The organism is Thioalkalivibrio sp. ALgr1 (assembly GCF_000378285.1).
GTDB lineage: Bacteria > Pseudomonadota > Gammaproteobacteria > Ectothiorhodospirales > Ectothiorhodospiraceae > Thioalkalivibrio.
The window spans coordinates 335,831-354,078 of record NZ_KB905133.1 but is presented as its reverse complement, the minus strand read 5'-3'; the positions used below and the strand labels follow the sequence as shown (position 1 = coordinate 354,078).

The following is an 18,248-nucleotide window of genomic DNA, read 5'->3' as shown; positions in this document are numbered from 1 at the left end:
GGAGTCCCCATGTTTAATCGTCCTGGTCGCCGCGTGCGCAAGCAGCTCAAGCTGCTGAGCGATCGCCTCGCCGAAGAAAATCCAGTCCTCAAAGGGGTTGTCGACCCCTTCCGTGATCTGGATCGAGTCGGCTATGCCTCGGGACTGTTGAATCCTCAGGAGGATTCTTACGCCTTTACGATCTCCTGGTGGCCGATGATTGCGGTGCTCGGGACGTTCTCGTCGGGCAAGTCGACGTTCATCAACGAGTACGTCGGGACCACTGTTCAACGCAGTGGTTCGCAGGCGGTGGACGACAAGTTCACCGTCATCAGCTATGGCGGCAGCGAGCGGGTGCAGGAGCTTCCGGGGTTGGCGCTGGATGGTGATCCGCGCTTCCCGTTCTACCGCGTGTCCGACGAGATCGAGCGCATTACCGATGGTGGTGGCCGCACCGTGGACCATTTCCTGGCGATGAAGACCGCCAATTCCGAGCGCCTGCGCGGCCGAATCCTGATCGACTCGCCCGGGTTCGACGCCGACGAGCAGCGTGCGACGATCCTGCAACTGACCGACCACATCATCGATCTGTCGGACCTGGTGGTTGTCTTCTTCGATGCGCGGCACCCGGAGCCGGGCGCGATGCGCGATACGCTGGAGCACCTGGTTAATCGGGTTGCCGAGCGCAACGACTTCAACAAACTGGTGTTTGTGCTCAACCAAATCGACACCACCTGGCGCGAAGACAACCTGGAAGAGGTCGTCTCCGCCTGGCAACGTGCGGTCGTGCGCCAGGGCAATGCCACCGGGCGTTTCTACTGCATGTTCAACGAGAGCGCCGGGGTCGAGATCGGCGACGAGCAGGTGCGCGAACGCTACGAGGAAAAGTCGCAGCGTGATCGCGCGGAGATCCACGAGAAGATCCAGGAAATCAGCTCGTCACGCTCGTATCGTATCCTCGGCTCGCTGCAGGCGATCGCCGAATCCATCGAAATGGATGCGTTGCCTGCACTGCGAAGGGCACTGGAGCGGTGGCGGCGGCGGGTGTTTCAGTTCGACGCCGCCATGTTCGCGGTGATTGCCGTGATCCTGGGTGTGATCGGGTACAACACGGCGGGCGGATTCGGGCCCTGGATGGACGGTTCGGCCTGGGCGTCGATGGGCGAGCACCCGATCTGGACGTCGACCGGCATTGTTGTATTGGTCCTTGTGCTGGCTGGGCTCCACTTCTTCAACCGCCGCTGGGTCGCCCGGCGCATCGCGCGCACGCTGCCGACCGAGTCGGCCGCCGGTAACTGGCGGGCGGCTTTCGAAAAGAACACGCGCCCGTGGCGCTGGATGCTGCGTCGCGCACCGCTGGGCCTGGGACGGCGCAAAATTGGCCGCCTGCATGCGTTGCGTGATCGCGCCGAGGCCTATATCCAGCGCCTGAACAACCAGTTCGTCGATGCCCGGCCCGTATCGCGTACGGGGGGGCGGGCCTCGGCTGCCGATGTGCATCGCTCGGCAGAACAGGCACAATCGGATACTGTATCGGAGTCGACCGGTGATGCTGTACAGCAATCACCGGCCGCCGAGACGCCAGGGGACGTGACCGCGGAGCGCCCCGAAGCGCGTTAGTCAGGAACACGCCGAGCGGCGTTTTCTTGTTTAGTCCGCGATGCGTGGTTTCCTCGTCGGGGGGCGGGGGCCATGACGGAGTATCACCATGACGGTTGTCGCCTGGATGCTCTTCGCGCTGGCCATGATTCTGGTCCCGATCTCGGTCTGGGGCAGTTAGGCAGCGCTCGGGGTATGTGCTGGGTGTGCATTGATCCGGGATTGGCGCAAGGGGCGTCTGGCCTCGAAATAGCCAACCGGCACTAGATCCAAGTATTGGGGTCGCACGGGGCGGCCCCGATCCACAGGGGGGTGGGGTTACGCGCAGGGGGCTGTGGCGGACCATCCTCCACCACCAAGGAGGAGTGAATGAGCGATACCAAGAAATTGGCCATCATTGCGACCAAGGGCAGTCTGGACTGGGGCTATCCCCCGTTCATCCTGGCCTCGACCGCGGCCGCGCTCGGCTATGAAGTCGAAGTGTTCTTCACCTTTTACGGGCTGCAGCTGCTGCGCAAGAAGATGGATTTGCAGGTCACGTCGCTGGGTAACCCGGGGATGCCCATGCCTATGCCCATGCCGGTCATGCTCCAGGGGCTGCCGGGCATGCAGCGCATGATGACGACGATGATGAAAAAGAAGATGAAGGCGAAAGGCGTCTCCGATCTCGAGGATTTGCGGGAACTGTGTCAGGAGGCCGAGGTGCGCATGATCGCCTGCCAGATGACGGTGGATCTGTTCGATATGGACACCAGCGAGTTCATTGACGGCATTGAGTATGCCGGCGCCGCCGCGTTCTTCGAGTTCGCCGGCGAGTCGGACATCTGTCTGTTCATCTAGGCGGATGTGAAGCCCCGGGCGGCCCGTCCGCCTGTCCCGGCCCCGCGGCATCTGCCCGGGGCCGTTTTCGTTCTGGCAGGCCAAAATACTCCCGTGCCGGAACTTCTGGCGCGTTCGGCGGGACCACGTGGGTAAGGTTCCGAAGGATAGCCGTCGCATGGCGAGAGTCCCGAATCAGCGTTCGCGCCGGTCGTTTCTGCAGTGGATGGCCGGTTCGGCCATTGCCGCCGGTACCGGCTGGCCGCTCGCAGGCGCGGCCGGCGAGGGACGCGAACCGAACAGGAAGGCGATTCCCTCCTCGGGCGAGGAGATCCCCGTGATCGGCATGGGCACCTGGATCACCTTCAACGTCGCGGATGACCCGGATGCCCTCGCGCTGCGCACCGAGATTGTCGATACCTTCTTCCGGCGCGGCGGCGGCATGATCGACTCCTCGCCGATGTACGGGCGCGCGGAGGCGGTAGTGGGGCACTGCCTGCAGGAGCTGGGCCACCCCGAAGGGCTGATTTCGGCGACCAAGATCTGGACAGGTAGCACCGGCACCGGGCGCAACCAGCATGCGAAGTCGCTGGACCTGTGGGGCGTGGATACCCTGGATGTGCAGCAGGTGCACAACCTGCAGAACTGGGAGGCGCATCTGGAGACGATGCGCGAGAAGCGCGAGGCGGGCGAGATCCGCTATATCGGGGTGACCACCTCCCACGGGCGCCGCCACAACCAGCTGGAGCGCATCCTGGAACGCGAGGACCTGGACTTCGTACAGCTGACCTACAACATCCTCGACCGCGAGGCGGAGGAACGCCTGCTGCCGCTGGCCCGAGAACGCGAGGTGGCGGTCATCGCCAATCGCCCGTTCCGCCGCAAGGAGCTGATCAAGCGCTTCGAGAGCGAACCACTGCCCTATTGGGCGGGGGAGATCGACTGCGAGAACTGGCCGCAACTCCTGCTCAAGTTCATCGTCTCGCACCCCGATGTCACCTGTGCGATCCCGGCGACCTCGGTCGTGGAGCACATGCGGGAGAATATGGGAGCCCTCTACGGCCCGATGCCGGATGACGACATGCGCCAGCGCATGATCGAATACGTCGAAGCACTTTAAGTCTCAAAGTTTACCGGGAGTGCGGATGCTGCCATTTGCCGCCGAAACCCTGCTGTCGATCTTCGGGCAATACAATCGCGCCATCTGGCCGCTGCACGGGGTCGCGGCCCTGATGGTGCTCGTCACACTGGCGCTAGCCCTTGTAGGCGGGCGCGGGGCCGGACGCGTCGTGGGCCTGCTGCTCGCTGTGATGTGGGTCTGGATCGGGGTCGTGTTCATCGGGGGTGTGCTTGCCGAATTCCATTTCTGGGCGGGCCGGCTGGCGGGCGTGTTCGTCGCGCAGGGCCTGATGCTCCTGTTCGCCCTCACGCTGCTGGGGCGCCACGGCTTTGGCTGGCCGGGTGGTGTGGCCGGCCTTGTCGCGATCGTGGTGATGGCCTATGCCATGGTCGGCCATGCCCTGCTGGAGGTCCTGCTCCTGGGGGTGTCCTGGGCCCAGGCCCAGTACGTGGGTGTCGCGCCGGGACCCACCATGCTGTTCACCCTCGGCATCCTGCTGCTGGCGCAGCCGCGCCCGTCGTTGATCCTGGCAATCATTCCCTTCCTCTGGGCCCTGGTGACCGCCTACATCGCCTGGGAGCTGGGTATCTGGCTGGAGTATCTACCGGCCGCGCTGGGACTGATCGCTTTCGTATTGTTGCTCGTTCGCCGGCTTTACCCGGGCGAGAGGGGCCTGTTTCGCTCCGATACTTTTGGCGCCCGGTCGCGGTCCCGTTAGGCTTGCCATTTCCCCCAGACAGAGGAGCCCGTCATGTCCATCGAAGTGATCCATCGGCCGGAGCAGGACCATCTGGAACGCCTCGGCGTATTCGACTGGCCGGTCTGGGAAAAGGAGGTCTCGACCTTCCCCTGGCACTACGACGAGCGCGAGGTCTGCTACATCCTGGAGGGGCAGGTGACGGTCACCCCGGACGGTGGTGGCGAGCCGGTGACGGTCGGTGAGGGCGACCTGGTGACCTTCCCCGAGGGCATGGACTGCACCTGGGAGATCCACCGCGACATCCGCAAGCACTACCGCTTCGGCTGAGTGTATCGTCGCAGGTCCGACACGGACGCTACGACGTGGTGTGTCCGGTGGAGCGTGCTTGCGCACGAATGCAGGGCCTTTTCCAAACGGCGTAGGGTGCCGTTGAGCGTAGCGAAACGCGCCATTCCCCACGCCTTGTCTGACCCCTGATGCGTTTCGCTGCGCTCAACGCATCCTACGAGTAGGCGGTTGGTCGAACAGCGTTGCGAATCAGGTCGGTCAGTGCGTCTTGCCGGCCTTTGTGGGGTTCGCCTGAATCTGGAGATGCGCCGGTGGTGAAATCAGGTTTCGTGTTCGCGGCCGAGGCCGCTCCCACAGAGCCTCAGCGGGCGAGCCACTGGGTGTCGAGGCGGGTGCTGAAGGTTTCTTCGACACGGCGCAGGTAGTAGAGCATGTCGACGGGCAGGTTGATGCCGTCGTGCATTTGCAGGGGGTAGAGGTCGGCGGCGATTACGCAGTCGGCGATGGAAGGGTGGCCGAGATAGAAGCGACTGGCCGCCAGGTGCTTCGCCAGTTCCGGCAGGCGGCTCAGTTTCGCGAGCTGGTTGTAGCCGTCGTAGCGGTCGTTGGCGAGTTCTTCCAGCGACAGGCCGAAGCGGTGCTGCACCTGGGCCTTGTAGTCGGCCAGGGCCTCGGCGCTCTCGCCGATGCCGTGGAAGCCCGGCGCCAGCGGGGCGTACAGTCGATCGAGCACGACATCGACCTTGCTGCGCCAGTCCACCAGGGCCTGCCAGGCATCCTCGGGGATTACGCCTTCCGCCAGGGGCTCGCCGGTCGGGAACAGGTGGTCGATGTCGCGCAGCGCCGTGAGCGTGTCGGTGACCAGGGTACCGTCATCCATCTGCAGGACCGGCGACTGGCGGGCCACGCCCAGCTCGAAGAAGGTCTCGTCGTCGAACCAGTCCAGCGCGACGGTTTCCAGCTCCACACCCTTGTAGCCACAGGCCAGGCGCAGGCGGTCGGCCTTTGCGTCGTGCGGGAAGTGGTAGAGCGTGGCCACGCGGCTACTTTCCGCGCTGGGCGTGGCTCAGGATGAAGTCCCACTGCTCCTGGGTGATGGGCATGACCGACAGGCGGTTGCCGCGGCGGACCAGCGGGCAGTCCTCGAGCTGCGGCTGCTGCTTTAGCCAGTCGAGGGTGATGATGTCGCCGAACTTTTCCTCGAAGGCGACGTCGACGCGCAGCCAGCGCGGGTTGTCCGGGTCGCTCTTCGGATCGTAGTGCGGGTCCTCGGGGTCGAAGGCGCAGGAGTCCGGATAGGCCTCTTTCTCGATGCGCAGGATGCCGACAATGCCCGGCGGCTTGGCGTTGGAGTGGTAGAAGAAGGCCAGATCACCCTTCTTCATTTCGTCGCGCATCATGTTGCGCACCTGGTAGTTGCGGATGCCGTCCCAGGGCTCCACGCCCACGCGTTCCAGGTCATCGATGCTGAACTCGTCGGGCTCGGATTTCATCAGCCAGTAGGCCATGCGGGCTCCTCGTGCCGGATCGGGCGTGTGGGTCAGGTGTGCGTATTGTGCCGCGCGCGGCGGGGCAGCGCATGCCAGCCGTCCTCGGTGACCACGCCGTCCAGCGGGACGTCCCATGGCTGGCTGGGCAGGGCCTCGACCCCCTGCAGGGCATGGGCCACGCCGATCAGCTTCGGGCGGTGGATGCCGAAGCGGCGACGGGCGAAGTAGCGGTCGTAATAGCCCGCGCCCATGCCCATGCGGTTGCCGGCATGGTCGAAGGCGACCAGCGGCAGCAGGACCACCTGCATCTCGCGGCGCCAGATGCGCGGGGCATCGGGGCAGGGCTCGGCAATGCCGAAGCCGTTCTGGCAAAGCGGCACGTCTGGCCCCCAGGCGTGAAAGTGCATGCGCCCGGGGCGTTTGGCATCCATCACCGGCAGGGCGATGCGGGTGCCGCGCCGGGCCAGGGACACGGTCAGGGGGGTCAGATCCACCTCGCCGCGCAGGCCCCGATAGGCACCGATGCAATGCGGTTGCCAGCGCTGGAACCAGCGCAGCAGGTGATCGCAGATCAGGGCGGAATGAATCTCGAGCCGCTCGTCGGACAGCGCGGCGCGCTCGCGGCGCAGGCGCAGTCGTAGCTGGCGCAGTTCGTCAGGCGTGAAGGAGGTCTCGTCCCTGGACATACGATCCGCAAAATAATGAGGTGGACGCGCCCCGCGGGCGCCGAAGTGACCATCGACCTTGAACCAGAGGTTCAGGTGGGAGAAGCCTCCGAATCTTAAGGCTTTCCGCTCGATGACGGACATGCGCAACGAAACGGAAGTGCTCGGTCCCGTGGTGAAGAATTAAGGCTCAAGGGTACCACCAGGCCACTTTCGCACGCCGCAGCGACGCGTCCGCCACCATTATGAACCAATCCCCCGGGGGTGTGCGCAACCATGATCACATCAGGGTTGCACGATCCACCCAGGACGGAATCCGGCCGCTTGGGAGACTCGCCGGTTTGGATGGGTTTTAGCAATCACGCTCGGGTGACGTAGGATTCGCGTTTTCCGGATGGATGCGAGCGGGCGGTGCGCGATCGAGTACCGGCCTTCTCCGGACTGTGCAGAGGAGCTCTATGGAATCGCCGCAGAAACTGATCCCGGGATACGCCAACGCCAAGGCGACGCGCCGGTATGCGGAGCACTACATCGCCGAGGGCAAGGCCGCCGAGGGCCACTACAGCGAGTTCTCGCGCGCCAAGATGCGCCTGTCCAGCCTGGGCATTGGCACCTTTGGCGGCGCCGCCACAGCCGAGGTGGATGCCGCGATCTCCGCCATCGTCGCCCGCGGGCTGACCGAAGGCATCAATGTCGTCGACACCGGTGCCCACTACCGCTATGGTCGTTCGCTGGCGGCCGTTGGGGCAGGCGTGCGTACGGCCCTGGAGGCTGGGGTCCCGCGCGAGGCGATGTTCCTGATCTCCAAGGGCGGATTCATGACGCTGCGCGGCGGGCCGCCGGACGACATGGATGCCTGGTTCCAGCGGGAGATCGAGTCCCAGGGCATGGGTACCCGGGACGATCTCGCCAAGGGCGCGCACCTGCTGACGCCAGAGTACATCCACTATCAGATGGAGCTGTCGCGCTCGCTGATGGGGGTCGAGACGCTGGATGCCTTCGTCATTGATCAGCCCGAGGTCCATATCCACGAGATTGGCAAGGAGGCGACCAACCGCAAGCTGGAGCCAGTGTTCCAGATGCTGGAGCGGGCGGCGCGGGAAAAGAAGATCCGCGCCTACGGGATCTCCACGTTCGAGGGCTTCCGCGAGGAGACCGATGCCGCCGTGTTTCAGTCGCTGACCTCCATGCAGGGGCTGGCCGAACGTGCGGCCCAGACCGTGACCGGCGACGACCACGCCCGGCACCACTTCAAGATCGGGATGCTCCCGTTCAACCAGGTGATGCTGGAAGGCTTTACCCGCTTCAACACCGCGACCGGGCAGGGCAATGTGGCCAGCCCGTTGCAGGCCGCGCACCAGCTGGAGGTGTACATGTTCGCCTCCCACTCCATGCTGAAGGGACACCTCGCCCAGCAGTCGGTGGAGGTGGTCGAACAGCAGCTGGCGAACCTGCCCAATCCGGCGCAGCGCGCGATGCAGTTCAACCGCTCCACGCCGGGCTTGGGCACCTCCCTGGTTGGTATGAGCACGCCGGAACACCTGGACGACATGCTGGCGGTGATGCGCGAACCGCTGCTGGAGAAGAAGGCCTACCTCGGGATGTTCAAGAAGGCCGAGGAGTGAGCCGAAGCCTGGTCTCCCCCCTTGTGGGAGCCGGCTTGCCGGCGAAGCCCCTGCCTGCATCCGGCTTTGGCAGGAGCTTCGCGTGCAAGCACGCTCCCACAGGGTCCCGAGCTCCGGCCATGGTAGAGAATTCATGCACAAGGGTATGTCATGCAGGTTGATCTGAAGGCCCTCGAATTCCCCGCGATCCAGCGTCTGCTGGAGCGCCTGACCGCGACGCCCTACGGCGCGGATGCCGCGCGCGGGCTGGAGCCGGCACCGAATCTGGATGCGGCGCGCGCACTGCAGACCGCGGTGACCGTTGCGCGCCAGCGTCTGGATGCCGGGACCCTGCCGCGTCTGGGGCAACTGCCGGACGTGCGCGCGGCGCTGCGCCAGGCGTCCAACCCCGGGGCTGCGCTGCCGGTGCAGGCCCTGCACAACCTCCAGACAATCATGCGTCAGGCCCGCGAGCTGGCGGATCAACTGGCGGACACCCCCGAGATCTATCCGGCGGACCTGAACAAGCTGTATCCGCCCGAGGGGCTGGAAGAGCGCCTGTCGGCGTGCCTGAACCCCGGCGGGTCGCTGCGCGAGGACGCGAGCCCCGCGTTGATCGAGGCCTTCGAGCAGCGTGGGCGCCTGCGCTACGAGGTCGAGGCGGTGGTGAAAAAGCGCCTGGCGGCCTCCGATGTCGCGCAAAAGGGCGAGGACGCGCTGAAGGTGCAGTGGCACCAGGAACGCGCGGTGATGGTGCTGCGTGGCGAGGCGGCCAATGCGGTCAAGGGTGTGCGTCGCGGCACCGCGATGGGCGGGCGCGACCAGATCGTCGAGCCGATCGAGGCGGTGCCGCTGAACAACCAGTTGGATACGGTCAACAGCCAGATCAATACCGAGCAGCAGCGCCTGCTGCGCGAGCTGACCGACGTGGTGCGCCAGTATGGCGAGCCGCTGGAACTGATGCTGACCGCACTGACCTGGATCGACCTGGCATCCGCCGCCGCGCAGCTATCCGCACAGATGAATGCCCATGCCCCGCGGTTGGAGGCGGAGGCCGGGGTGGAACTGATCGAGGCCTACCACCCGCTGCTGTTGTTGCAGTTCGCCGAGGGCAACGGGCCGCAGCCGGTGCCGCTGTCGATCCGGCTGGATGGCGAGCAGCCCCTGTTGCTGATCACCGGGCCGAATACCGGCGGCAAGACGGTCGCGCTGAAGACGCTCGGGCTGCTGGTCACCATGGCCTGGTGCGGGCTGCATATCCCGGCCGAGCAGGACTGCCGCATCGGGCGCTTCGATCAGGTGATGGTCGATGTCGGCGACCATCAAAGCCTGTTCCACCACCTGTCCACGTTTGCCGGCCATGTGGAGGTTCTGAAGCGGATTCTTGATCACGCGGGGTCGGAGACCCTGATCCTGCTGGACGAGCTGGGTACGGGCACCGACCCCGACGAGGGCGCGGCACTGGCGATGGCGATGCTGGACGAGTTGCGTGCGCGTGGCACGCGCGGGATTGTGAATACCCACCTGGCGCCCCTGAAGGACTATGCCGCCCAGCACGCGGGCATCGTGAACGCCTCGATGCAGTTCGATGCCGAGACGCTGTCCCCGACCTACCGGCTGCTGATTGGCGAGCCGGGTGTGTCCTTTGGTCTTACGATTGCCGAGAAGAACGGGCTGCCGGCCCAGCTGGTTGCCCGTGCGCGCGAGCATTTCGCCGAACTCCCCACCGCCCAGGCCGGGGGCGATGCCGGCAAGGCGTGAGCCCCGAGCGAGGCGTTACCACATGAGGTCGTCGGGGACGACGTAGTCCTTGTACGGGTCGTCGGGACCGGGCTCGGAACCGCCGCTTTCCTCGGCCGGGATAACCAGCGGCCATTCGGCATCCCGCTCGCGGATCTTGTCCGCTATATCGCGCGGGATTACGCGGAACCCCTTGCTCGGGTGCAGCTCCAGGCCGGCCAGCGCCGCGCGGCCGTCGACCAGGCGCTTGCGGGTGTCCTCGGTCACCGGCAGGTGGCGGACCTGTCCGTCGAACTGGAAGTGATAGTCGATCGCGGCGTCGCCAGTGGGGATCGGGGCCAGGTGCTGGTTCACCAGCTCGCGAATCTGCGCCCGGCGCGCGCGGCGTTCGGCCTTTTCCTGCCGTTCCTGGTTCTTCTCCCGCGAGCGTTGGGCCTGCTCGGCTTGACGAGCCGCAGCGGCGCTAGCCTCGGCGTCGGCGGGCTTGCCCTTTTTCTTTTTCGGTTGTGTCTTCTGGGCCTTGTGCTTCTGGCTCTTGGCCTTGCGCACCTGTTTTTCGTCCACCAGTCCGGCCTTCAGGAGCTGATTGCGCAGATCGTCCGACATGCCGCTTGCCTGTAGAAAATGTGTCGGGAGGATAGCCCGAACCTCTGCTATGTGCAGCCGACGTGTGTAAGTTCGGGTAATCCGTCCAGGATCTCGGTCATGGGAAGGGTGGGAAACAGCAGGTGTAAACGCCGCGCAAGATCGGGGGTCGCAGCGGGATTGCCCAGCGCCTGCGTGCGCTGACACAGTCGCATCGCAGCCGTGCGCTCGCAAGCCAGCTCCAGCCCTTTCACGGCGTCGTACAGGGCTTGGCGTTGTCGCTCATCGGGGCTGTTGGGCTTGAGACGGCGGCGCAGGGCGCGCACGCGCGAGGTGGTTTGCTCGCGCCAGCGCGCGGCGGCCTGCATCAGCGCCTGCCAGTCGTGTGTGTGTACTCGCCGTGGGTACCACAGGGCGAACAGGGCGAGGATGGCATCGACCTCATGGGCGTCCTGCCAGTTCAGCAGGCGTTTCCGTGCGGGGGCGCAGGCCCATATCCGCAGGGCGAAATCCCAGAAGCAGTCGAAGTCGTGTGGCCGGGCGGCCTCAGGCACTACTGGCGGCGGGCGTAAAGGTCACGCCGGCGGTGCTGCGCAGGGTCGTCGGCTCGAGGATCTCGAGATCCCGGGTGTGCAGGTTGATTACCCCCTGGTTGCGCAGCTGTGTGAACAGGCGGCTGATGGTCTCCTGAGTCAGCCCCAGGTGGTTCGCGATGTCGGCGCGCGACATCGGGAGGTAGAAGCGCTCGGTGGACAGGCCCCGTGCACGATGCCGCTCCGACAGGGTGACGAGGAATGTGGCCAGGCGCTGCTCCGCCGTGCGCTGCCCGAGCAGGGCATGCAGGCTTTCGTCCTGAGCCAGCCCCTGGCTCATCACGTTCATCATGTGCTGGCGGAATGTCGGAAGCCTGCCGGCGAGGTCGTCCACATGGGTGTACGGGACTGCGCAGACACTGGTGGATTCGAGGGCGACCGCGCTGACCGGATGTTTTCTGGAGTGGATCGCATCCAGCCCCAGCAGATCGCCTGCGAGGGCGAAGCCGGTGATTTGCTCGGTACCGTCGTCGCCGATCAGAACGGTCTTCAACGCCCCGGTGCGTACGGCAAACAGGGTGTCGAAGCGCTCGCCCATGCCGAACAGCAAGGCCCCCTTTTCGATCGGACGGCGTTGCTGCACGATCTCGTCGAGTTGCCAGAGTTCGTTTTGTGGCAGCCCCATCGGCAGACAGAGCTGGCGCAGGGTGCAGTGTTCGCAGGCTTGGGTCGGGCGCAGTGTCATGTGCTCAGGTTAGCGGTTTTGCCATCGGTGAGGGAAGGTGTGTGAGGCCCCCGTGAGGGAAGGTGTGTGAGGCCCCCGTGAGGGAAGGTGTGTGAGGCCCCCGTATAGAGGTTGCCCGTATGAGGAATTCCGGTATTGTGAGTGTGGAACCTTTTGGAGTGGCAGGGATCAGCCAATTCAGAGGCTTGCGGCGGAGCGAGTGCGATATCTAGACTCTGTTTAATATAGCAGGCGATTCGCATGGGAAGGGACGCAATGATCGAACGGATGCTGAACGAATACATGCACCACGGCACGCTGATCCTGCGCGAGCCGGACGGGAGCGAGCGCCGTTTCGGGCAGGGGGCACCCGAGATCACGCTGCAGGTCCATGATCGGGCGGCCCTCAAGCGCATCGCGCGAGATCCCGGGTTTCAGCTGGGCGAAACCTATATGGACGGGCTCTGGTCGCCGGGTCCCGAGGGCATCCGGGTGTTTCTGGATGTGGCCATGCGCAACTTCGCGCCCAGATTCCAGCGTCGTGTGCACCCGCTGGTGTGCATGTTTCGCGCGGTCCTCGAGCAGGGCAACCGTATCGCGCGCAGCTACCAGAACATCTCCCATCATTACGACGTGGACGAGTGGCTGTTCCGCCGTTTTCTCGACGAAGGCATGTTCTACAGCTGTGCCTATTTCGAGCGCCCGGACATGACCCTGGAGGAGGCCCAGCAGGCCAAGTGCGCGATGCTGCGCAAGAAGCTGGTGCTGGAGCCCGGTCAGCGGGTGCTGGATATCGGCTGCGGCTGGGGTGGGCTGGCCTTTCACCTGGCCGAGAACGCCGATGTCCAGGTGGACGGAATCACCCTGTCCCGGGAGCAGCTGCGAGTGGCCCAGGCCGAGGCGAAGCGCCGCGGGCTGGACGATCGCGTGCGCTTTTTCTATCAGGACTACCGCGAACACGACGACCAGTACGACCGGATCGTCAGTGTCGGCATGTTTGAGCATGTCGGCGTGCCCAATTACGGCACGTTCTTCCAGCGGGTGAACGACCTGCTCAAGGACGATGGCGTGGCCGTCCTGCACACGATTGGCCGCCAGGGGCCTCCGGGGACCACCAACCCCTGGCTGAGCAAGTACATCTTCCCTGGCGGTTATACCCCGGCACTGTCCGAGGTGATGGAGGCGTTGGAGCCGACCCCGCTGCATACCACCGATATCGAGTTCTGGCGGCTGCACTATGCGGAGACGCTCGCCGAGTGGTATCGGCGGTTCCAGAACATCCGTGCCGAGGCAGTGGGCCACTTCGACGAGCGCTTCTGCCGCATGTGGGAGTTCTATCTGGCCAGTTGCGAGGCGACCTTCCGCTGGTGGCGCCAGGTGGTGTTCCACATCCAGGTGGCCAAACAGCAGGATGCCGTGCCGCTCACCCGCGACTATCTGTATGCCGACGAGGCGCCCAAGGTGGTTTCGACGCCGCCGGGGGAGGCGGCAGTCCGGGGTCGCAGTGCTGCGTAGGGATTGCGGACTACTTCCTGGCTCCCTGAACATTTTTTCCTGACCGGGCACCCGCAACCGGTCTGTTTTCCCTACACTTCACGGAAACGCTGAGGGGGCAGGGACGACGCGTGTTTGGCAGGTTTCGCAAGCGGCAACAGCGGCAGGAGGCCCCCCAGGCCGCCAGTCCGAGCCAGGACCATGTGCTGATCGAGGCGGCCGGACGCAGCCGGATCACCGAGGTCGCGGCGACCGCGCGCAAGGTGCCCTGGTCGCTCAACATGCTGCAGCTGCTGTGGGCGGCCGGCCCGGTGACCTTCCTCGCGATGCAGGGGGGCTATTTCCTGGGCTTTGGCCACGCCGCCCCGGCCCAGAATTTCATCTTTTTTGCCGTCTACACGCTGCTGTTCGGGGTGATTGGCCTGCTGGCGCGGTTTATTGCCGATGCCACGCGGGGCAAGCGGCAGGAGCGCTCACGCGATCAGCTGCGCAATACGATCGACTTTTTGCCGGACCTGCTGTTCGTGACCCGCGACCTGGCGATGGCCGAGATGGCGCCGGACATGCGGCGACGCAAGGCCGCCGAGGTTCTGCTTCATGAGGTGGATATCTCGCCGGAAGGCGTCGCGGTCGCGGTGCGCGAGATGACCGGCGATACCAGCCTCGCAGCAGCGGCCGAGCAGATCGAGATCTACCGTCGGCTGGGGCTGCGCTCGCGCGTCGCGGATCTGGTGGATGCCACTGCGGATGCTCGTCTGGCCGCGCTGGAAAAACTGCACCACGATGCCTCCGAACTGGCGGATCCGCTGCGCGACCGGCTTCAGGGCGTCGCGCCAACCCGTGAGGATGGCGTCCGGCGGATCGATCAATTTCTGGACCGCCTGTTTTCAGCGGCGGACTCGGATGACCTGTCGCGCTGCACACTGGATGATACGCAGGCCATGTTTGTACTGGCCTTCGAGATGGTCAACGGGCGGCAGATCCGGCGGCTGAGTTTCGAATGGTCGGGTGGTTGGCGGTTGGGGCATGCGCTGGATCGGCTGGAGTATCAGGGCAACCGTTTCCGCGTCGCTCAGGCGGGTGTGGTCAGTCGCCTGCGCTCGCTCGCGATGTTGCTGGCGCAAAGCCCGGCCAGTGGCCTGGATCCGCAGGTCCTGCGTTCGCCGACTCTGGGTATCGGGCGCGAGGTGCTGGATGCACTTTCGCAACTGGAACAGTCCCGCCCCGCTGTGAATTCGCCGGAAGGCCGCCTGCTGGGGCGGGCGCTGCGTCATGTCGAAGACCTGCGCGCGGCGCGGGACCAGCTCATGCAGGCGCAGAGTCGCTATACCGCCGCGGTCGAGCGCTGGGAGGCGCTGCGACGACAGCAGGTCGAGAGAAAGGGGCAGCAGAGCTGGTTCAAGCGCAGTGCGCGCGGTATCCGCGTGAGCGAGGAGGTGATCGAGCTGGCGGACGACCAGAAGCTGCGCCTGGCCGACCGGTTCTGTGAGTACCTGTCCGAGCTCGGCATCCGGCGCGAGGGCGACCTGTTCTACTTTGGTGGGCACCCACTGGATGCGGACACCGCCAAGCGCATCGGCATCCAGCTCGCACTGATTCTGGAGCCTCTGGTCGACCTGACCAACCCGAGTATCCAGCGCGCGATCTATGCGAATCCCGCCGCCTATCTCGGAGGCCTGTACGTCGGCATGAGTGCGGATGCCAAGGCGGGGTTGGGTTCGGCGATGGTGCGTATGGTGCGTCAGGATCTCAGCCGTATGGCGGAATGGCTGGCCCTGCGTCTGACGCGCATCTACCATCTGCCGCTGTCCGACTCCATGCGTGATTTCCTGGTACGGCAATATGGCGCCAATCCCGACCGCCTGGAGATGCTGGCCGCCCATCCGGTGGAGGAGGGCGCGCAGGCGGCGCCGGTGGCTTTGCGTGCCGAACGGTCGCCGGAATTTGACGCCATGCTGCAGGACAAGTCCTGGGGGCGGTTGCTCAAGAGCGGCGCACGTTATGTGCAGGCTGAGGCCCAGCGATCCTGACGCCGCGCATTTCCCGGGTCTGGTAATTTCTTGACCAACTGTGTAGGCTTTCGTGCGTTTTCTGGTGCCCCTCGGCGTGTCTCGCCGAGGGGTTAAACGGGAAGTTCGGTGAGCCCGCTACAGGTATCTGGATGCCTGCGGACGAATCCGACGCTGCCCCCGCAACGGTAATCGAGCGAGAGGCCATGACGGCCTCTGATGGTCGCGGCACACGCCACTGAACGGAATCGTTCGGGAAGGCGCCGCACCGGAACGCTCGTCAGCCCGGAGACCGGCCAGGGAATGATCGCGCGGCATGCGGCGGGCATGCGAGGCGGATGATCGGGCCTGGTCGCATAGCGGCTGTGCCCGGTCCCCCTCGTGTCTCTCTCCCCCTGCCTGCGTGGTCCCGACGAATTTACGGCGTGCGGGCGGCTCGCCGGGAGACACGGACGACATGAAACGCACAGCACTTTCCACGGCCATCCTGCTGGCCACCACCCCGGTCCTCGCCGAGACGCCGGACGCCGATTCCGAAGCGCACACCCTCGACGTGGTCCAGGTCACGGCCGCGCGCGTCGCGCAGACCGTCGACGAGACCCTGTCCTCGGTCACCGTCATCGACCGCGAAGAGATCGAGCGCCTGCAACCGCAGCAGTTCACCGACCTGCTGGAGGGCCGCGCCGGGATCGAGACCTCCCAGAACAGTGCCTTCGGCAAGACCACCTCGGTCTACACGCGTGGCACGAGTTCCGACCACACCCTGCTCCTGATCGACGGCGTGCGCATGGGGTCGGCCACCAGTGGCGGGGCAAGCTGGCAGTTCCTGCCACCGGAGGAGATCGAGCGCGTCGAAGTGGTGCGCGGACCGCGTACCAGCATCTACGGCTCCGACGCCATTGGCGGCGTGGTGCAGGTCTTTACCCGCGAGGGCCAGAAGGGGCCGCCCAGGGTCAACGCGTTTGTCGGGGGCGGCAGCTTCAACACCTGGGAAACGGGTGTGGGCGTCGCCGGCGGAACCGAGAACACGAACTACAGCTTCTCGCTCAGCCATTTCGAGACCGACGGCATCAATGTGCAGGATGACGTTGGAGACGATGACCGTGACGGCTACGACAACACCTCGCTTGCGACCAAGGTGACCCATCGTCTTGATAACGGTGCGGAGGTCTTTGGGAATGTCTTGTATTCGGAAGGCTCAACCGAATTTGACACTGATTCCCAGTTCTCGCCGGACTCCTCGGACTTTGTGCACGCGGCTTTGCGGGCTGGCTTCCGTATTCCGGTTACACGGCAGTGGGAGACTGAACTGTCGGTCGGCCACAGCCGGGACGAGTCGGAGAATTTTCTCGACGGTGAATTTTTCTCCCAGTTCGATACCCGTCGCGACACGATCGACTGGCGCAATGATATCGATATAGGGGATCGCGTGTACCTCGTGACTGGCATTGATGCGCACGAGGACCGCGTCGAGAGCGACACCGATTACGATGAAGGGTCGCGTTACAACGTTGGAGCTTACTCCGTGGTGCAGGTGGATCTTGGGCGCCACGATCTCGAAGGCAGCCTGCGCTACGACGACAACGAGCAGTTCGGAGACAAGACGACCGGCCAGGTCGCATGGGGTTTGCAGGCTTCGGAAACGGTTCGGTTGCGAGCTTCCTACGGAACGGCATTCAAGGCACCGACGTTCAATGATCTCTACTTCCCGGGCTTCGGGAACTCCGATCTTGATCCGGAGACTTCCCGCACGTTTGAACTCGGCGCGCGCTATTCCAGTGGTCCGTACTATGCCGATGCCGCCGTCTTCCGGACTGATCTCGACCAGATGATCACCTTCGATCCCGTCGCATTTCGGGCAGAAAACGTGGACGAAGCCCGGATTCGCGGCATCGAACTGGAAGGCGGTTACGAGGGAGCCCAATGGGTCTCTCGCGCCTCCCTGACCTTCCTGGACGCCGAAGACCGGGAGACCGGAAACGAATTGCGCCGCCGCTCGCCCGTGACAGCGCGGGTGGATCTCGATCGCCAGTTCCAGCGTTTCTCCGTAGGGGGATCGGCTATCGCCAAGAGTCGCGCCTATGACGATCGCGACAATCAGGAGCGACTTGCCGGCTACGGCCTGCTCAATCTGCGTGCGAGCTATCAGATTGCGCCGGAATGGCAGATTCAGGCGACGGTCAATAACGTGTTCGACAAGGACTACGAGACCGCCGGAGGGTACAACCAGCCGGGTCGGGCCGCTTTCGTCAAGCTGCGCTACCAGCAGAGGTGATGCATGGGTAATCGACTGTCAAAGATTGCGACCCGCACGGGTGACGAAGGCCGGACTGGCCTGGGGGATGGCTCGCGGGTGGATAAGGACAGCCACCGCGTCGAGGCGTTTGGTGACGTGGACGAGCTGAACAGTGTCGTGGGCCGGGTCCTGGTCCACGATCTCCCGGAAGAGGTTCGGCGCGTGCTGGCCCTGGTTCAGCACGAGCTGTTCGACCTGGGGGCGGAGCTGGCGGTGCCGGGGCATCAGGCGCTACCGGATGCCTCTGTCGAGCGGCTCGATGTCGAGCTGGAAAGCTTCAACGCCGATCTGCCGCCGCTCGAGGAGTTCATCCTGCCGGGCGGTGGCCCGGCCACGGCCGACTGCCATATCGCCCGTACGGTATGCCGCCGTGCGGAACGTCGTCTGGTGGCGGTGAATCACCATGAGGCGCTGCGGCCGAGTTCACTGGCCTACATCAACCGCCTGTCGGATCTTCTGTTCGTGCTCTGCCGTGTGCTTGCACGTCACGAGAACGGCGCGGAAGTCCTCTGGCAGCCGGCCAACAAACGCGGCTGATTGCATCTGCCGTTGCTGGTTTTCGGGTGCCGTTTCCGCGGCACCTTCCTGCGTATAACGGATTGG

At 64.9% G+C, this 18,248-nt stretch carries 17 protein-coding genes, 1 other RNA gene and 1 riboswitch; of the genes, 11 read left to right on the top strand and 7 right to left on the bottom strand.

The window, feature by feature from the left end:
• Positions 1 to 9: 9 nt before the first annotated feature.
• The 5 genes from F466_RS0106050 (at position 10) to F466_RS0106025 (ending at position 4,544) form a co-directional block, all read left to right on the top strand.
• The gene (locus F466_RS0106050) at positions 10 to 1,599 is read left to right on the top strand and encodes a dynamin family protein (RefSeq protein WP_018993659.1); all 1,590 of its coding nucleotides are present in this window, start codon (positions 10 to 12) and stop codon (positions 1,597 to 1,599) included.
• A 348-nt stretch (positions 1,600 to 1,947) separates the two neighbouring features.
• Positions 1,948 to 2,418 (top strand): DsrE/DsrF/DrsH-like family protein, encoded by a 471-nt coding sequence (locus F466_RS0106040; RefSeq protein ID WP_018138697.1) that lies wholly within the window; start codon positions 1,948 to 1,950, stop codon positions 2,416 to 2,418.
• A 205-nt stretch (positions 2,419 to 2,623) separates the two neighbouring features.
• Complete coding sequence (locus F466_RS0106035; protein WP_026296421.1) at positions 2,624 to 3,517, top strand: aldo/keto reductase; 894 nt, start codon at positions 2,624 to 2,626, stop codon at positions 3,515 to 3,517.
• A gap of 25 nt (positions 3,518 to 3,542) precedes the next feature.
• A complete protein-coding gene (locus F466_RS0106030) occupies positions 3,543 to 4,235 on the top strand; it encodes a DUF6064 family protein (RefSeq protein WP_018993657.1) in 693 nt (230 codons plus the stop codon).
• 33 nt (positions 4,236 to 4,268) lie between these two features.
• Positions 4,269 to 4,544 (top strand): cupin domain-containing protein, encoded by a 276-nt coding sequence (locus tag F466_RS0106025; protein ID WP_018138700.1) that lies wholly within the window; start codon positions 4,269 to 4,271, stop codon positions 4,542 to 4,544.
• Between the two features lie 322 nt (positions 4,545 to 4,866).
• On the opposite strand, the gene F466_RS0106020 is transcribed toward F466_RS0106025, so the two are convergent.
• The 4 genes from F466_RS0106020 to ssrS all read right to left on the bottom strand — a co-directional run bounded on the left by F466_RS0106020 (position 4,867) and on the right by ssrS (position 6,892).
• Entirely contained in the window at positions 4,867 to 5,544 is a 678-nt protein-coding gene (locus F466_RS0106020; RefSeq protein ID WP_018993656.1) for a glutathione S-transferase family protein, read from the bottom strand.
• Positions 5,545 to 5,548: 4 nt separating this feature from the next.
• The gene (locus F466_RS0106015; RefSeq protein ID WP_018876953.1) at positions 5,549 to 6,013 is read right to left on the bottom strand and encodes an EVE domain-containing protein; all 465 of its coding nucleotides are present in this window, start codon (positions 6,011 to 6,013) and stop codon (positions 5,549 to 5,551) included.
• A 32-nt stretch (positions 6,014 to 6,045) separates the two neighbouring features.
• Complete coding sequence (locus tag F466_RS0106010; RefSeq protein WP_038038657.1) at positions 6,046 to 6,681, bottom strand: 5-formyltetrahydrofolate cyclo-ligase; 636 nt, start codon at positions 6,679 to 6,681, stop codon at positions 6,046 to 6,048.
• 25 nt (positions 6,682 to 6,706) lie between these two features.
• A non-coding RNA gene (ssrS, locus tag F466_RS13390) (6S RNA) lies at positions 6,707 to 6,892 on the bottom strand.
• 226 nt (positions 6,893 to 7,118) lie between these two features.
• Here ssrS and F466_RS0106005 point away from each other — a divergent pair.
• The gene (locus tag F466_RS0106005; protein WP_018138704.1) at positions 7,119 to 8,285 is read left to right on the top strand and encodes an aldo/keto reductase; all 1,167 of its coding nucleotides are present in this window, start codon (positions 7,119 to 7,121) and stop codon (positions 8,283 to 8,285) included.
• Positions 8,286 to 8,435: 150 nt separating this feature from the next.
• Positions 8,436 to 10,025: a DNA mismatch repair protein MutS gene (locus F466_RS0106000; protein WP_018138705.1), complete on the top strand. Its 1,590-nt coding sequence runs from the start codon at positions 8,436 to 8,438 to the stop codon at positions 10,023 to 10,025.
• A 15-nt stretch (positions 10,026 to 10,040) separates the two neighbouring features.
• On the opposite strand, the gene F466_RS0105995 is transcribed toward F466_RS0106000, so the two are convergent.
• From F466_RS0105995 to fnr, 3 genes are read right to left on the bottom strand one after another with little or no spacing between them, the layout of a single operon-like run.
• Positions 10,041 to 10,610 carry a DUF2058 domain-containing protein gene (locus F466_RS0105995; protein WP_018993655.1) on the bottom strand — a complete coding sequence of 190 codons (570 nt, stop codon included), beginning with the start codon at positions 10,608 to 10,610 and terminating at the stop codon, positions 10,041 to 10,043.
• Between the two features lie 47 nt (positions 10,611 to 10,657).
• On the bottom strand, positions 10,658 to 11,143 hold the full coding sequence (locus F466_RS0105990; RefSeq protein WP_018648993.1) for a TIGR02444 family protein: 486 nt from the start codon (positions 11,141 to 11,143) through the stop codon (positions 10,658 to 10,660).
• Entirely contained in the window at positions 11,136 to 11,867 is a 732-nt protein-coding gene (fnr, locus tag F466_RS0105985) for a fumarate/nitrate reduction transcriptional regulator Fnr (RefSeq protein WP_018138708.1), read from the bottom strand. Before fnr ends, F466_RS0105990 begins: the two co-directional genes overlap by 8 nt.
• Positions 11,868 to 12,122: 255 nt before the next feature.
• On the opposite strand from fnr, the gene F466_RS0105980 reads away from it, so the two are divergent.
• The 4 genes from F466_RS0105980 (at position 12,123) to F466_RS0105965 (ending at position 18,182) form a co-directional block, all read left to right on the top strand.
• The gene (locus F466_RS0105980) at positions 12,123 to 13,361 is read left to right on the top strand and encodes a cyclopropane-fatty-acyl-phospholipid synthase family protein (RefSeq protein ID WP_018138709.1); all 1,239 of its coding nucleotides are present in this window, start codon (positions 12,123 to 12,125) and stop codon (positions 13,359 to 13,361) included.
• A 110-nt stretch (positions 13,362 to 13,471) separates the two neighbouring features.
• Positions 13,472 to 15,370, top strand: a complete 1,899-nt coding sequence (locus F466_RS0105975) for a hypothetical protein (RefSeq protein WP_018138710.1) — start codon at positions 13,472 to 13,474, stop codon at positions 15,368 to 15,370.
• Positions 15,371 to 15,415: 45 nt separating this feature from the next.
• Positions 15,416 to 15,665: riboswitch (cobalamin riboswitch) on the top strand.
• 141 nt (positions 15,666 to 15,806) lie between these two features.
• Positions 15,807 to 17,624 (top strand): TonB-dependent receptor domain-containing protein, encoded by a 1,818-nt coding sequence (locus F466_RS0105970; RefSeq protein ID WP_018174772.1) that lies wholly within the window; start codon positions 15,807 to 15,809, stop codon positions 17,622 to 17,624.
• A gap of 3 nt (positions 17,625 to 17,627) precedes the next feature.
• Entirely contained in the window at positions 17,628 to 18,182 is a 555-nt protein-coding gene (locus tag F466_RS0105965; protein WP_018174773.1) for a cob(I)yrinic acid a,c-diamide adenosyltransferase, read from the top strand.
• Positions 18,183 to 18,248: the final 66 nt, after the last annotated feature.